This window comes from Kitasatospora sp. GAS1066B (assembly GCF_041262605.1).
Lineage (GTDB): Bacteria > Actinomycetota > Actinomycetes > Streptomycetales > Streptomycetaceae > Kitasatospora.
Window position 1 is genome coordinate 81085 of sequence record NZ_JBGCCO010000007.1, and the last position, 11948, is coordinate 93032.

General features: G+C 70.2%; 20 protein-coding genes. 11 read left to right on the forward strand and 9 right to left on the reverse strand.

Annotated elements, in window-relative coordinates:
* Positions 1 to 77: 77 nt before the first annotated feature.
* The 3 genes from ABH937_RS09655 to ABH937_RS09665 all read left to right on the forward strand — a co-directional run bounded on the left by ABH937_RS09655 (position 78) and on the right by ABH937_RS09665 (position 1825).
* Positions 78 to 740 carry a transglycosylase family protein gene (locus tag ABH937_RS09655; protein WP_280689348.1) on the forward strand — a complete coding sequence of 221 codons (663 nt, stop codon included), beginning with the start codon at positions 78 to 80 and terminating at the stop codon, positions 738 to 740.
* A 152-nt stretch (positions 741 to 892) separates the two neighbouring features.
* On the forward strand, positions 893 to 1267 hold the full coding sequence (locus tag ABH937_RS09660; RefSeq protein WP_370217882.1) for a GNAT family N-acetyltransferase: 375 nt from the start codon (positions 893 to 895) through the stop codon (positions 1265 to 1267).
* A gap of 150 nt (positions 1268 to 1417) precedes the next feature.
* Positions 1418 to 1825 carry a GNAT family N-acetyltransferase gene (locus ABH937_RS09665; protein WP_370217884.1) on the forward strand — a complete coding sequence of 136 codons (408 nt, stop codon included), beginning with the start codon at positions 1418 to 1420 and terminating at the stop codon, positions 1823 to 1825.
* Between the two features lie 83 nt (positions 1826 to 1908).
* Here ABH937_RS09665 and ABH937_RS09670 read toward each other — a convergent pair whose 3' ends face one another.
* A complete protein-coding gene (locus ABH937_RS09670; RefSeq protein ID WP_370217885.1) occupies positions 1909 to 3147 on the reverse strand; it encodes a helix-turn-helix domain-containing protein in 1239 nt (412 codons plus the stop codon).
* A 241-nt stretch (positions 3148 to 3388) separates the two neighbouring features.
* Between ABH937_RS09670 and ABH937_RS09675 the strand changes: the two genes are divergently transcribed.
* The 6 genes from ABH937_RS09675 to tgmC all read left to right on the forward strand — a co-directional run bounded on the left by ABH937_RS09675 (position 3389) and on the right by tgmC (position 7437).
* Positions 3389 to 3571, forward strand: a complete 183-nt coding sequence (locus ABH937_RS09675) for a hypothetical protein (protein ID WP_370217886.1) — start codon at positions 3389 to 3391, stop codon at positions 3569 to 3571.
* Between the two features lie 195 nt (positions 3572 to 3766).
* Entirely contained in the window at positions 3767 to 4363 is a 597-nt protein-coding gene (locus ABH937_RS09680) for an ATP-binding protein (protein ID WP_370217887.1), read from the forward strand.
* 138 nt (positions 4364 to 4501) lie between these two features.
* Positions 4502 to 4915: a hypothetical protein gene (locus ABH937_RS09685; RefSeq protein ID WP_370217888.1), complete on the forward strand. Its 414-nt coding sequence runs from the start codon at positions 4502 to 4504 to the stop codon at positions 4913 to 4915.
* A 134-nt stretch (positions 4916 to 5049) separates the two neighbouring features.
* Entirely contained in the window at positions 5050 to 5334 is a 285-nt protein-coding gene (gene tgmA, locus ABH937_RS09690; protein ID WP_370217889.1) for a putative ATP-grasp-modified RiPP, read from the forward strand.
* Between the two features lies 1 nt (position 5335).
* A complete protein-coding gene (gene tgmB, locus ABH937_RS09695) occupies positions 5336 to 6301 on the forward strand; it encodes an ATP-grasp ribosomal peptide maturase (protein ID WP_370217890.1) in 966 nt (321 codons plus the stop codon).
* Positions 6298 to 7437, forward strand: a complete 1140-nt coding sequence (gene tgmC / locus ABH937_RS09700) for an ATP-grasp peptide maturase system methyltransferase (RefSeq protein ID WP_370217891.1) — start codon at positions 6298 to 6300, stop codon at positions 7435 to 7437. The genes tgmB and tgmC overlap by 4 nt, the downstream gene beginning before the upstream one ends.
* 55 nt (positions 7438 to 7492) lie before the next feature.
* On the opposite strand, the gene ABH937_RS09705 is transcribed toward tgmC, so the two are convergent.
* A complete protein-coding gene (locus tag ABH937_RS09705) occupies positions 7493 to 7765 on the reverse strand; it encodes a GntR family transcriptional regulator (RefSeq protein ID WP_370217893.1) in 273 nt (90 codons plus the stop codon).
* Positions 7766 to 7928: 163 nt separating this feature from the next.
* Between ABH937_RS09705 and ABH937_RS09710 the strand changes: the two genes are divergently transcribed.
* Together ABH937_RS09710 and ABH937_RS09715 are read left to right on the forward strand one after the other, a co-directional pair.
* Entirely contained in the window at positions 7929 to 8435 is a 507-nt protein-coding gene (locus tag ABH937_RS09710; protein WP_370217894.1) for a hypothetical protein, read from the forward strand.
* A complete protein-coding gene (locus ABH937_RS09715) occupies positions 8435 to 8650 on the forward strand; it encodes a hypothetical protein (RefSeq protein WP_370217895.1) in 216 nt (71 codons plus the stop codon). The genes ABH937_RS09710 and ABH937_RS09715 overlap by 1 nt, the downstream gene beginning before the upstream one ends.
* A 67-nt stretch (positions 8651 to 8717) precedes the next feature.
* Here ABH937_RS09715 and ABH937_RS09720 read toward each other — a convergent pair whose 3' ends face one another.
* The 7 genes from ABH937_RS09720 to ABH937_RS09750 all read right to left on the reverse strand — a co-directional run bounded on the left by ABH937_RS09720 (position 8718) and on the right by ABH937_RS09750 (position 11938).
* The gene (locus ABH937_RS09720; RefSeq protein ID WP_370217896.1) at positions 8718 to 9038 is read right to left on the reverse strand and encodes a hypothetical protein; all 321 of its coding nucleotides are present in this window, start codon (positions 9036 to 9038) and stop codon (positions 8718 to 8720) included.
* Positions 9035 to 9280: a hypothetical protein gene (locus tag ABH937_RS09725; RefSeq protein WP_370217897.1), complete on the reverse strand. Its 246-nt coding sequence runs from the start codon at positions 9278 to 9280 to the stop codon at positions 9035 to 9037. The genes ABH937_RS09720 and ABH937_RS09725 overlap by 4 nt, the downstream gene beginning before the upstream one ends.
* Positions 9281 to 9306: 26 nt before the next feature.
* Positions 9307 to 10056, reverse strand: coding sequence for a CHAP domain-containing protein (locus ABH937_RS09730; protein ID WP_370217898.1), 750 nt, complete (start codon positions 10054 to 10056; stop codon positions 9307 to 9309).
* The gene (locus ABH937_RS09735) at positions 10053 to 10565 is read right to left on the reverse strand and encodes a hypothetical protein (RefSeq protein WP_370217899.1); all 513 of its coding nucleotides are present in this window, start codon (positions 10563 to 10565) and stop codon (positions 10053 to 10055) included. Before ABH937_RS09735 ends, ABH937_RS09730 begins: the two co-directional genes overlap by 4 nt.
* Complete coding sequence (locus ABH937_RS09740) at positions 10562 to 11005, reverse strand: hypothetical protein (RefSeq protein ID WP_370217901.1); 444 nt, start codon at positions 11003 to 11005, stop codon at positions 10562 to 10564. The genes ABH937_RS09735 and ABH937_RS09740 overlap by 4 nt, the downstream gene beginning before the upstream one ends.
* A 64-nt stretch (positions 11006 to 11069) precedes the next feature.
* Positions 11070 to 11396 (reverse strand): hypothetical protein, encoded by a 327-nt coding sequence (locus ABH937_RS09745; protein ID WP_370217902.1) that lies wholly within the window; start codon positions 11394 to 11396, stop codon positions 11070 to 11072.
* 11 nt (positions 11397 to 11407) lie between these two features.
* A complete protein-coding gene (locus ABH937_RS09750; RefSeq protein WP_370217903.1) occupies positions 11408 to 11938 on the reverse strand; it encodes a hypothetical protein in 531 nt (176 codons plus the stop codon).
* Between the last annotated feature and the right edge of the window lie 10 nt (positions 11939 to 11948).

Sequence of the window (11948 nt, forward strand, 5' to 3'; positions counted from 1 at the left end):
ACTGCCGGGTCGAACGTGCATCGCTGGACAACGGGCGCCCCGGTGCCCGGCCTTGTCGTCGAGCCTGTGGAGCACGCGTGCCGCTGTCCCGATCGTCCTGCCGCAAAGCCCTCGACCATGCTCTGGTCACCGTGTCCGTGGTCGGCCTGCTGGCGATCCCCGTGATCCAGGCACAAGCGGAACCGGTGCGGGGAGCGCCGGCCGACGACGTGGGGGCGATGGCGGACTGGGACGCGGTGGCCCGCTGCGAGAGCGACGGCGACTGGGCCGTCAACACCGGCAACGGGTACTTCGGCGGCCTGCAGTTCGACCGGGCGACCTGGCGGGAGAACGGCGGCCTCGGCTACGCACCGCGCCCCGACCTGGCCACCCGCGACCAGCAGATCGCGGTGGCCGACCACCTCGCCCGCAGTCGCGGCCTCGCCCCGTGGCCGATCTGCGGGGCCTGGGGGAACCTCGACCCCGCAGCCCGGCCGAGCGCCGCCGGGTCCGCGGGCAGCGGGGACGGCCGCCGCCCGCTCGCGCCGCCCGCCGGCGGATCCGACGACGCGGGCGCCGTCCCGTCGTCCACGGATCCGGACGGCTACCGCACGGTCCGCGACGGCGACACCCTCAGCGGTATCGCCGACGCCTACCGGCTCAGCGGCGGCTGGCCCGCCCTGTTCCACCTCAACCAGCAGACCGTGGGCGAGAACCCCGACGCGCTGACGCCCGGCGAGGTGCTGCGCCTGCGGCCGTGACGCGGCGCGGTGCACCACGCGCTTCGCGGCCGACGTGCCGGCCGGCCCGCTCACCAGGCGGCCGGCCGCGCCGTCCAACGGCCACTCACCGGCCATCCCGCAGCATCGGGCGGCCATTGCGTCCGTCACCCGGTCCCGCTACCGTCCAGCCCATGATCGCCAAGACCCCCGTGCCCATCACTCTGACCGGACGTCACATCCGGTTGGAACCCCTCTCCTCCGGGCACCTGTCGGATCTCTTCGAGGCCGGCGGCCACGATGACGAGGTCTGGCGCTGGCTGCCCGCCCCGACGCCGCGCAGCGAGGCCGAACTCGCCGTCGCGCTCGACGGACGGATCGCCGCGAGCGAACGCGGCGAGTCCGTCGCCTTCGCCGTCGTCACGCTGCACGACGGCCGGGCCGTCGGCTGGACCACCTACAACCAGATCCACGCCCTCGACGAGTGGCTGGAGATCGGCTGGACCTGGTACGGCAGGGCCAGTTGGCGCACTGCGGTCAACACCGAGGCCAAGGTAGTCCTTTGTTAGTCACACACGTTACAGAGCGCGCATGACGGGTCGCAAGGGTCACAAGGGTGAGCAGGAGGACGGGCCCCTCCCTCTTCGTGGCGGTGGCTCGGGTGGGCTGGTCACCCACCGTGATCACGAACAGCAACTCAGCCCAAAGGGGAAGCCACTGTGTGGAAGTGCGAGATAGTCGACGGCGCGGAACTAGACATCGAAGAGGTGGCCGCGCTCTACCGAGCGTCCACCCTCGCTGAACGACGCCCCGTCGAGGACAGAGCCCGTTTCGCCGACATGCTTCGAGGCGCGAACCTGGTGATCACCGCGCGCGCGGAGGGGCAACTCATCGGAATCGCACGCTCCCTGACGGATGGCGTCTACGCGACATACTTGTCTGACCTCGCGGTCGACCAGGCGTTTCAACACCAGGGGGTGGGCCGCGCACTCATCCAGGCGACCCGGGAGGCAGCACCCCAGGCTTCCATCACCCTGCTGGCTGCGCCGGCAGCGGTTGGGTACTACCCCCGCGTTGGGTTCACGCAGCACGATTCAGCATGGGTGATGGCGCGCCCCACCAGCTGACGCGCGACGATCACGATGCCCCCGGGGTATCGGCCCCCGACTACCTATCCGCTCGGGGGCCGTTGCGATCTTCGGACAAGCGGTCAGGCGCCAGTCGTGATCCCTACTGTCTCGGCGAGTTCCAGTGTCTCGGCCCGCATCGACCGCGGCGCTTTGCGCCACAGCTCAGCTGCCACTGAGCGGGCCTGCGGCGTGAACTTCACCGTCTCCGGGCTGATCTTGAGCGCTATCCCCATCACGTGGAGCGCAGCCGTCCGGTCACCCCGGTTCATGTGTGACCGGGCTGCGTCAACCCATAGCCGGGTACGTCGCTCGGTCGAGGGGATCGAGTCCGGGTCGATCTCATCCGCCAGCGTCAACGCCTTCCCCGAGCTGCGCAACTCGGTCGCGATGCTCACTGCGTGGAGGTCGACGTTCGCCCTGCCGAACACCGTGGCGAGTTCGGCGTATCCGGCTGGCAGCGACTTCGAAACCTGGTCGGCCGTGTCCCAGTGGTTCCACGCCGAACCGTCCCTGCCGTCTCGCGCCTCGGTGATCGAGGCGTGCAGATGAAGCGCGCCATACAGGCCGCGCCAGTGCTCCGGCGCTTCGGCGAGATGCGGCCGAAGTCGCTCGGCAGCCGTAGTGACCAGCATCATTGCGCCTTCGTGCTCACCGACCGCACGCATTGTGTTCGCGAGGTTCCATGCCGCCGCGCCCATTGCTGCCGGGTCGTCTGCGTCGGCCGCCGCCGCCATCGCGCGGTCCCCGAGCATCCACACGGCCTCGGCAGGCCCGATGTACGCGATGACCTGTTGCGCGAGCCGGTATGCGGCGGCGAGAGCCACCAGGGCGGCGCGCCGGTCGGGGCCCGTGGTTGTGCGGCTCAGCGTCTCGCCATGCCTGATCAGGTCCGGCGCGATCAGCCCCACATCGGTTCGGTTGTTCGCTGCCTTGTGCCACAGCCGCCATCCTGCGTCCACGTCAGCCGCGTAGCCAGCAACGGTGGTTCCGGACGGCAGCGGCGTCAGGGGTCGAGTGCCGCGTTCGAGCAGCGCCGCCCAGACAGCCGCTGATGCGGGGTGGAACAGGCGGCCGGTGTTGACCGGCTGTGCAGCGTCGGCCGGCCCGGTGAGTGCCGACAGGTCGGTGACGCGGAGAGCGGACGCGAGCTTGAGCAGCATCGCGTGGCTGGTGATCGGTCGCTCGCCGCTCTCGATCTTCTTGAGCCAATCCGTGCTGCGGCCAACCAGGCCGGCCAGCACGGGGCGCGTCATCCCGCGCCGCTCACGTAGGACCCGGATTCGCTCGCCGGGCGTTAGTTCCTCGGACAGTTCGGACATGTGCCTCTCCTCGGCTGAGCGCCGCCCCGGACGATGCCTCAGCCGGACGCACGGTCGGGGCGGCGGCTGCTTCCCACCGTAGAGCGGCCCGAAGGCGCCGTGAAGGCCGTTCTGCGGGTTGCAACGGGTACACACAGGGTGAGGGGGACAGCCTGTCCCCCTTCCTGACACGCCGTCACTCTACGGTTCCGGCATGTCACACACCGCCGTGCACGCCTCCCCACGCCGGGGAGCGGAACCCGTGCACGACCCCACCAGCGGCGAGACCCGCATCCCCTTGCGTCTGTACGCCATTGACGAACCGCAGGGTGACACCGATCTTGTCCTGTCCCGGGCCGAGACCGAACAACTGCACGCCAGGCTCGCAACGTTCCTCACCCGCAATAGTGCCCCGGCACAGTCGTGCCGCCGTCCCGTGCTCTGAACAACCCCCGAAGGGCAATCCGATGACGACGCAGCAGCGCGCTTTAACGACCGCCGGTACGGCGTACGTCACGGCCTCCGACGCGGGCGCGGTCACGGCGGTCTACCTTCCCAACGAGGACCGGATTCGCCGGCGGGCACAGGTGCTTCGTCAGCTCGCCGAGGGCCGGCGCCGGCGCCAAGCTCGGGGGTTGCGGTGATCAAACGCCGACAGGTATGGGACATTCCAGACGACACATGGACGGTCACCCCCGGCGACACCGGAGCTGTCGCCGAATCTCGCCGCCGAGCGGTCGCAGACGCGCGCGCCTGGTGCCCCGAGTCGCTGCCCGATGACATCGTGGATTCAATTCGCCGTGTCGTCTCCGAATTGGTCACCAATGCGCTCCGGCACGCTGGCAGCGCGGGCCCGATCACGGTGAGCGTCTGGCCTACCCCGGGCGGGAACCTCGCTGTTGCGGTCACGGACGGATCGCCCGTGGTGCCGACGCCGCGCGACCCGTACGACGGCGGTACCGCGGGCCGTGGGCTTGCGATCGTCGCGGCCGAGTCAATCAGCTGGACATGGAAGTACGTTGATGCCGGCAAGGTCGTCAGTGCGACGATCGCGCTCCCTGGCTCGGCCGCTACCGCACGCCGGACTGGTGCTGGTGCTCCCGTGGGCGACGCGTCCCCACAGCCTCCACCGGAGCTTGCGGGGACGCTCGGCAGTCGGCACTCACTGGTTAACCCTCGTTATCTGCCTGGTGGTTCGGGACCCCCCGGCCTCCGATCCGAGCCTCCCCGGTGCTAGTTCGTCATCTGATCAGTACCAACAAGCTCCCGTGCCGGTTGTCCGGGGAATCGAGTTGACGACGACCAGCACGGGCCAGGTCCCGTCCGCCTACGCCCCCCGTCGTGGGCGGGCGGGACTCCCCAAGATTGAGGAGACATGCGCAAGTTCAGCGAGAAGGAGCAGGAAGAACTGGCCCGGCGGTACCGCGCCGGTGCATCGCTGGCCATGCTGGCCGGCGGTCTCGGCATCTCGGCGTCCAGCATGAGCAATCTGTTCGACACGTGGGGCGTGCTCAAACGGCGCGGCAGAAGCCAAGCCGCACCGACGCCAGAGAACAACAGCCGTTCCGCGCTGCCGAAGTTGGATCAAGAGCTTGCCGTGAAGCTGTACAGGCGACAGGGCATGGCCCAGGTGGCCGCCGCATTCGGAGTGTCCCCGGCCTACCTGCGGAAGTGTTTCACGGGTTGGGGAGTGCACATCCGCAACGAGAAGGAAGCCTGGAAGCTCCGTGCCGAGTTGGAAGCCGAGGCACGCGACGCGACGGCGCGCGGTGCCGGTTCCTCGCCGTAGCTCAACCCACAGACTCCCGCGTCGTTCCTCTGGGGAGGGACACCGGCGCGGGTTGCTCGCCCCGGCCGCAGTAACGCGCGCGCCCGTCGGTCGGGGCGGGCCTGAACTGGCACCTACTGATGGAAGGACGCGGTATGAGCACTGCTGCACCTCCGTGGGGTACCACCCGCATGGGACCGTTCGTCGAGGGCGGGCCCGTGCCCGCGCTCACCTCGGTCATCGACCCCGAAACCCAGGTCGCCGTGTACTACGACGATCAGGGGCGCAAGCTGGAGATGGGGGCGCACGGCACGAGCACCAACACCAGCACGCCGACCAACACCGGTGGCGGTGGCGGCGACGGGCAGAGCGGCGGCCAGGCCCAGCCCAGCGACATCGACAGCATGCCCGCCAACGACCAGGACCAGGGCACCGGCTGACATGATCGACGATCGGCCCGGGGCCGTACTGGTCCTGACCAACTCACTCGACGCCACGGCGGATGTGGTCCTGCGCATCCTCGCTGAGCGCCGTGTTCCGGTCGTGCGCGTAGACCCCGGTGTCGATCTGCACAACGGTGCCTCGCTGACCGCCAGTTATGGAACCGGCGGTCAGCGAGGCGCACTTGTGACACCGACCCGTGCACTCGACCTTGAACACGTCCGGTCGGTCTGGTGGCGCCGGCCAACGGCGTACCGCGGGCCGTCCGATTTGGATGGTCAGGATGCCAAATTCGCTGGCTCACAGATGTTCTGGGGCGTCGGCGGCATCCTCGCCTCGCTGCCCGGAGCGCACCACGTGAACCACCCCTGGCGAATCAGGAACGGCGAGTACAAGCCCGCTCAGCTCGCCGCCGCGCTGCGTGCTGGTTTCCTGGTACCCGAGACCATCATCACCATGGATCCCGACGAGGCCCGGCAGTTCTGCACCGAGCGGCCGGCCGTGTACAAGCCGCTGTGGAACACCGCCTACTGCGATGCGAACGACCAAGCGCAACAGGTCTGGGTGCGCGACGTGGACCCGGCCGACATTACCGACGCCGTGTCCGTGTGCCCTCATCTGTTTCAGGCGAAGGTCGAGAAGGTATTCGATGTGCGGCTGACGGCTGTTGGTACGGAGCTGATCGGTGCCCGGATCGCGGGGCCGGAACTCGACTGGCGTCGGCGGCAGGATCTGCTCAGCTACGAGCCGATCAGCGTGCCGGACGCGGTCGCCGCCTCGGTGGCCGGCTACCTCACGGAGATGGGGCTCGTCTTCGGTGCGTTCGACTTCGCCGTCGATGCGGCAGGCGCCTGGCACTTCCTTGAGTGCAACCCCAGTGGCCAGTGGGCTTGGTTCCCTCCGGAGATCACCATGCCCATCGGGCAGGCAATCGCTGATGAACTTCAGAAAGGACGACTCTCGTGAGTGATGCAACCGCCCTGCGGGCGGCCCTGGTTCGACAGCTGGAAGCCGACGGGGACTTGCCCGATCCGGCCTGGCGAGCTGCCGCCCAAGCTGTTCCGCGCGAAGTTTTCGTGCGCGCGTACTTCCGTGCGGTCCCCGACTCGTTCCCCACGGCCTATGAGTCGGTGGGCGAAGGCAGTGACGGATGGCTGGAGGCCGTCTACAGCAACGAGACGCTGATCACCCAGCTGGACGGCGAGCTGCTGCCGAGCAATTCCAAGGGACCGGCCGTCGGTTCGCCGTCGTCCTCGTCCACCCTGCCGTCGCTCGTTCTCAGGATGTGGCACCAGCTCGATGTGGAGGCTGGGCACCGTGTCCTGGAAATCGGGACCGGCACCGGGTACTCGACGGCCCTGGGGGCGCACCGCCTCGGCTCGCAGAACGTCGTCAGCATCGAGGTTGACCCGGGCGTCGCAGAGCGTGCGAAGGGTGCGATCGCGGCGGCCGGGTTCAGCCCGACGTTGGTCGTCGGTGACGGCCTCCTGGGCGCCCCCGAGGGCGCACCCTACGACCGATTGATCGCCACCTGTTCGGTGCGCCACGTGCCCATGCCGTGGCTGTACCAGGTGAAGCCGGGCGGCAAGATCCTGGTCACGCTGACCGGCTGGTCGTTCCGCTTCGGCCTGGCACTGCTGACGGTGACCGGGCCTGGACGTGCCACCGGTCGGTTCCTGCCCGGGTATACGAGTTTCATGGTGGCCCGTCCGCATGACCGGCCGCCGCGTCAGAGCCTGTGGCCCATGCCCGGCGAGGAACGTCCGACCCGCATCGACCCGGCGCTGATCAACGACTGGACTGGTGGCTGGGTCGCGCAGCTCGCGGCGCCGTCTGCCGAGCAGGTCGGCGCACCCGGGCAGCAGATCCTGTCGGACGTGGCCACGGGCTCCCAGGCCCGGACCGCGGTGAACCCGGACGGGGGATGGATCGTGACGCAACGGGGGCCGCTGCGGCTCTGGGATCAGGTCGAGACGGCGATCCTGGAGTGGCAGGCGGCCGGATCCCCGCACCAGGAGGGATTCGGGATCACCATCACGGAAATGGGACAGCGGGTCTGGATCGGCACCGAGGACGGTCCGGGGTGGGACCTGCCCATCTGAGCTAGCTCCAGACCTGATCAGCCCCGTCCGCCCGTCAGCGACCCGCGGACGGGGCTCAGCTGCCCTCGTGGGTCGGTCGTTCCTCCGGTGCTACGACGGTGGTTCCACGGCCCCATTCCGTGTAGACGAGGCCCATCTCCCGCAGCTCCCGAACAACTCGCCGGGCGGTTTCACGGGCGATGCCGAACCGCTCGCAGAGCTGGGCTTCGGAGAGGAAGCGCCGCCTGCCGGTGTCGTAGTGGCCTGCCCGAATCTCGTCGACCAGCACGGCGAGCGCCCGCCGATACGGGGCGGTGGGTGCGTGCGGGTCTCGCTGCGGGTCGGCCATATCGGCAGCGTAGACAACAGCCCAGAAGCACGACCACTCAGACGAGTTAGACCACCTAGACAAGTTAGGCGAGTGGGAATACGGTCAGACCACAACAACAAAGAGACCCCGGCGGCGGCTGCAACCGTCCCGGGGCATGGCCGACGCTTAGGAGAGCGACGACATGACCGACTTTACTGCCTGGGCCTGCGCCTGGGTCCTGTTCCTTCTGCTGGCCGGCTTGCTGGCCTGCACCATCGCGCAGCCGGGCGAGAACGCCGGCCGGCACCGTGCGGGGGACCGAGACCTTTCCCCGATCCTGATCGACCTTGCCGGACAACGTCGGGCGACTTGGGACCGGGATGAGCCGGTGCAGGTCCGTCCCCTCAACACCCTGCCGCTCTGCTCAGCGCTTCGGCGGCCCCTCCCGGTCCATGTCCTTCGGCGGACGATCCCGCCGCAGCCGCCGTACGTGCGCGGCCACGCGGTTCACGTGGAGGTCCAGGAGGGGCCCCGAACTCTGGTTACGCACCCTGCCTCTATCGCCCGCGTGGTGCCGCTGTGGACAGCCCACCATGAGCAGGCCCAGCAGGCCCGCCGACAACTGGTCCTTGCGGCTGCCTCTGCCGGGCTTCCGGATCCGGGCTACACCTACCAGGGAGCCCAGGTGCTCACCGGGGCGGTGGCGTGATGGGCAAGGCGTACATCAGGGACCTGCCGGACGGCACCCGCCGGGGCAACGCGCGCGGGCTGTTGCGGTGTCAGCAGGACGGCTGGCAGATCCTCACGGGCCCGAGCCACGAACTCCGCTACGACCCTCGAACACCGCGCGACTGCCGCCCTTGGACGGACGGGGTCATCCGGTACCGCGCGCTCGACTGTTGGGCGCAGCGCCCGGCCGAGTAGAGCGACCACCACAACGACGAAAGCGCCCCCGTACCGGCACGGAGCCGGTACGGGGGCGCAGTGCTGTCTAAGGGGTGTCGAGGTGGCGGGCGGTGCGCTGGTCGACGCGGTCGACGGCGTCGCGTAGGGAGCTGCCCGAGTTGGGGTGCAGCTCGTGCTCGATGGCGCCGATGCGGTGCTCGATCTGGCCGAGTCGGGCCATGACGCCGGGCTGGTCGTCGGTGCCGGCCCAGTCGGCGACGGCGTCCTCGACGTGGCGCACCAGGTGGTGCAGGGCGCTGGTGACGCGCCAGAGGATGCCAGCTGCGCCGGCGACGGCGACGACCGCGCCACACCAGAGCGCGAGGGCGTCGAGCTGGCCGGTGTCGGCGGCCGTCGCGGCGGTCACGCGGTCGGTACCTCCGTGCTGGTCGGGGCCGGCGCGGGGGTGCGCAGCCACGCGGGGAGCAGGTTCTCGACCACGGGTAGGGCCATGAGGCGGGTCACCGCGGCGGCGACGGTCACGGCCACGCCGAGGCCGGGCAGGGTGGCGGGGAGGCCGCTGGTGGAGACGAGCAGGGGTAGGGCGGCGAGCAGGCCGAGCAGGGTCTGCACGGCGGTGCGGGCGGTGCGCCGGGTGGCGTCGGTCATGGTGGGGTCTCCGGTCTGTGGGTGGGTTAGCTGATCGGTCGGTTCCAGGTGGCGGCCCAGGTGGCGGGGCCGACGATGCCGTCGGCGGTGAGCGGCCAGCCGTGCGCGCTGGAATCGGCCTGGAACTGACGGCAGATGGCGGCGGAGGCGGGGCCGTACCAGCCGTCGACGGTGATGTTCCAGCCGCGGTCGTGCATGCGCTGCTGCCAGGTCCGCGCGGTGTTGTCGTGGATCATCGGTGTCTGCTGGCGCAGGTACTCGCCGGGCCATGCCGGGCCGCTGGACGGGGTGGACGGCGCCGGGGCGGGCGCGGCCGGGGTGGCGCTGGTGTACTGGGGGCGGCCGTAACCGACGATCACGCCGGCGGTGCGGACCCGGCGGGCCACGATGTCGCCCGTGTTGGCCTCGACGGTGTAGACGGTGGCGCCGTCGGCCTCGGTGACCAGGCCGACGTGTTCGATGGTGTCGATGGTGGTGCCGCCGCTCCAGGAGAAGAACACGACGTCGCCGCGCTGGATCCCGCCGGCGCCGGCGTGCCACTGGCCGGCGTCGGCGAACCGCTGGGCGTGGCTGGGGGTGTACGCGTAGTCGGTGCCGAAGCAGACGGCCTGGTACTCGCCGCTCTGGCGCGCCCAGTAGGTCACGCCTTCGTCGCACCACGCCGCGGTGGCGTACTCCTGGCCGTCGCGGGAGGCGTAGTCGCGGGTGATGGTGTTCGGGCGGCCGGCCATGCCGAGGGTGCTCTCGGCGGCGGCGATCATGGTTTCGGTGCTCATGCCTGGGTGGTCCCTTCGGTGGTGGGGGCGCCGTAGACGCCGCGGGAGTCGGGGGCGCCGAAGCGGGCGGCGAGGAGCTGTTCCTCGTTCGCCTCGGTGGGGCCGTTGTGGGTCTCGGTGATCAGGGCGGCCTGCTGGGCCTGGTCGAGGTTGGCGTCGGTGGGGCGGCTGGGCATGGCGGAGTCCTTCGGGGTCGGCGGGGCGGGCGCGGCGGCGCTGGTGGCGGCGGCCGGCGTGGTGAAGTGGGCACGCAGCAGTGCGAGTTCGGCGATCACGGCGTCGTGCGTCTCGGTGGCGCGCGCTTCGGCGGCGCGGCTCAGCACGGCTTGGCCGACCATGAGCAGTGGCAGCGCGACGAGTTGGACCGCGTTGGACCAGTAGAGGAGCTGATCGCGGGCGCCGGGGACGGCGAGGGGGAGCAGGCAGTAGCCGGCGAGTGCGTAGGTGGCGGGCATGCTGCCGAACGCCCGGGTGGCGCGGGCGGCGACCAGGTCGTTGATCCGGCTCATGTGATCAGGCCGGGGACGTAGAGCTGTGCGGTCCAGTCGGCGTGGCTGGCGGTGTGGGCGCCGCCGTGGCCCCTGTGGTGGTAGGAGCAGAGCCACCGGAACTCACCGGGGGAACTCTCCAGCCACCGGGCGACGTCCTCGGCGGTCGCGTCCTGGGGGATCTCGGGGAAGTCGACGTGCAGCGCGGCGGCGTCGGCGGCGTTGGCCGCGGCGAACTCCAAGACGGCGTGATGCAGCTCAAGTTCGGGCGTGCACAGGTCGGCGCCGGCGCGTTCGCCGACGTAGCACCGCGCGCCGTCGCGGTGGTGGCGGCGGAAGGCGTTGAACGCGGCGTAATGCGGGTCGGATTCGCGCGGCTCGTGGTCCGGGAAGTGGACGGTGTACCGGTGTGTGGTGGTCTGGTTGTGGGCGGCGATGGTGTGGCGCGGGTGGGTGGTCAAGGGGTCTCCGGGCATGGGAAAGCCCCCGGCCGGCGGGCGGCGCGGGGGCGGTAGTGGGGTGCGGTCAGGTGGTCGGCGGCGGGGTGGCCCAGCCGGGGGCGGTGGTGGCCGCGGGTGTGGGGCCGGCCGTGACCTGGACGGGTGCGGGAAGCGGTTCGGGTGTGCAGCCGCATGCGGGCAGCCGGGTGGGGTCCACGGTGCACTGGGGTTGGTGGATGTGGGCGGCGCCGTCGAGGGTGAGGGCGTGCGCTGGGCAGGCGAACACGGCCTCGATGTCGTCGGCGCCGATGGCGTGGCGGCGGCGCCACTGCACGGCGGGTGTGGTTGCGCAGCCGGTGAGCCAGCAGCCGGGGCCGGCGGCCAGGCCGAGCGGGTCAGGAGTGGGCGTCATGGATCCCCCGATCAGACGTGCGAGTACCGGCAGTAGAGGGCGGAGCGGATGTCGCCGATGTTCGTTCCGAGCGCGCTGCCGCAGCCCTGCCAGCCGGACAGTTCGACGTAGTCGCCGGCGTTGAGGTAGATGTCCCGGGTGGGTGTGACCGAGGACGTCTCGAACCCGTTGAGGGCGACGGCGTAGTTCTCGTGGCCGGGTACGGCTGTGCCGTTCAGCAGGATTCGGGCGGCGCGGATACTGGTTGGGTTGCTGCTGGTCGCGAAAACGCCGCACACGGTGTACCAGCCGGGTAGCGGCGCCGTGTACCTGGTGTTGTTGACGCTGTTGCTGTGGCCGCCGTAGGTGTCAACGACCGTGCTGTCGAAGGTGATTGTGACCCAGTTCTGATTGGGCATCGACTGGGTTGTCGCCTGGATGCCGACGAAGATGGGCGGGTTGAGTAGGAAGTTGAGGGCGTCGCGGATGCCGTTGCCGATGGCGGCGGTGAAGGTGTCGGCGACGCTCCAGGAGTAGGGGACGGGCACGGGGAGCCCGGACAAGTGGCCTCCA

What these genes read in the sequence shown, in the direction of transcription:
- ABH937_RS09670 (WP_370217885.1), bottom strand. Translation starts at nt 3,147, where the DNA reads ATGTCCGAACTGTCCGAGGAACTAACGCCCGGCGAGCGAATCCGGGTC.
- ABH937_RS09725 (WP_370217897.1), bottom strand. Translation starts at nt 9,280, where the DNA reads ATGACCGACGCCACCCGGCGCACCGCCCGCACCGCCGTGCAGACCCTG.
- ABH937_RS09715 (WP_370217895.1), top strand. Translation starts at nt 8,435, where the DNA reads ATGGGCAAGGCGTACATCAGGGACCTGCCGGACGGCACCCGCCGGGGC.
- ABH937_RS09730 (WP_370217898.1), bottom strand. Translation starts at nt 10,056, where the DNA reads ATGAGCACCGAAACCATGATCGCCGCCGCCGAGAGCACCCTCGGCATG.
- ABH937_RS09705 (WP_370217893.1), bottom strand. Translation starts at nt 7,765, where the DNA reads ATGGCCGACCCGCAGCGAGACCCGCACGCACCCACCGCCCCGTATCGG.
- ABH937_RS09735 (WP_370217899.1), bottom strand. Translation starts at nt 10,565, where the DNA reads ATGAGCCGGATCAACGACCTGGTCGCCGCCCGCGCCACCCGGGCGTTC.
- ABH937_RS09685 (WP_370217888.1), top strand. Translation starts at nt 4,502, where the DNA reads ATGCGCAAGTTCAGCGAGAAGGAGCAGGAAGAACTGGCCCGGCGGTAC.
- ABH937_RS09745 (WP_370217902.1), bottom strand. Translation starts at nt 11,396, where the DNA reads ATGACGCCCACTCCTGACCCGCTCGGCCTGGCCGCCGGCCCCGGCTGC.
- ABH937_RS09710 (WP_370217894.1), top strand. Translation starts at nt 7,929, where the DNA reads ATGACCGACTTTACTGCCTGGGCCTGCGCCTGGGTCCTGTTCCTTCTG.
- tgmA (WP_370217889.1), top strand. Translation starts at nt 5,050, where the DNA reads ATGAGCACTGCTGCACCTCCGTGGGGTACCACCCGCATGGGACCGTTC.
- ABH937_RS09660 (WP_370217882.1), top strand. Translation starts at nt 893, where the DNA reads ATGATCGCCAAGACCCCCGTGCCCATCACTCTGACCGGACGTCACATC.
- tgmB (WP_370217890.1), top strand. Translation starts at nt 5,336, where the DNA reads ATGATCGACGATCGGCCCGGGGCCGTACTGGTCCTGACCAACTCACTC.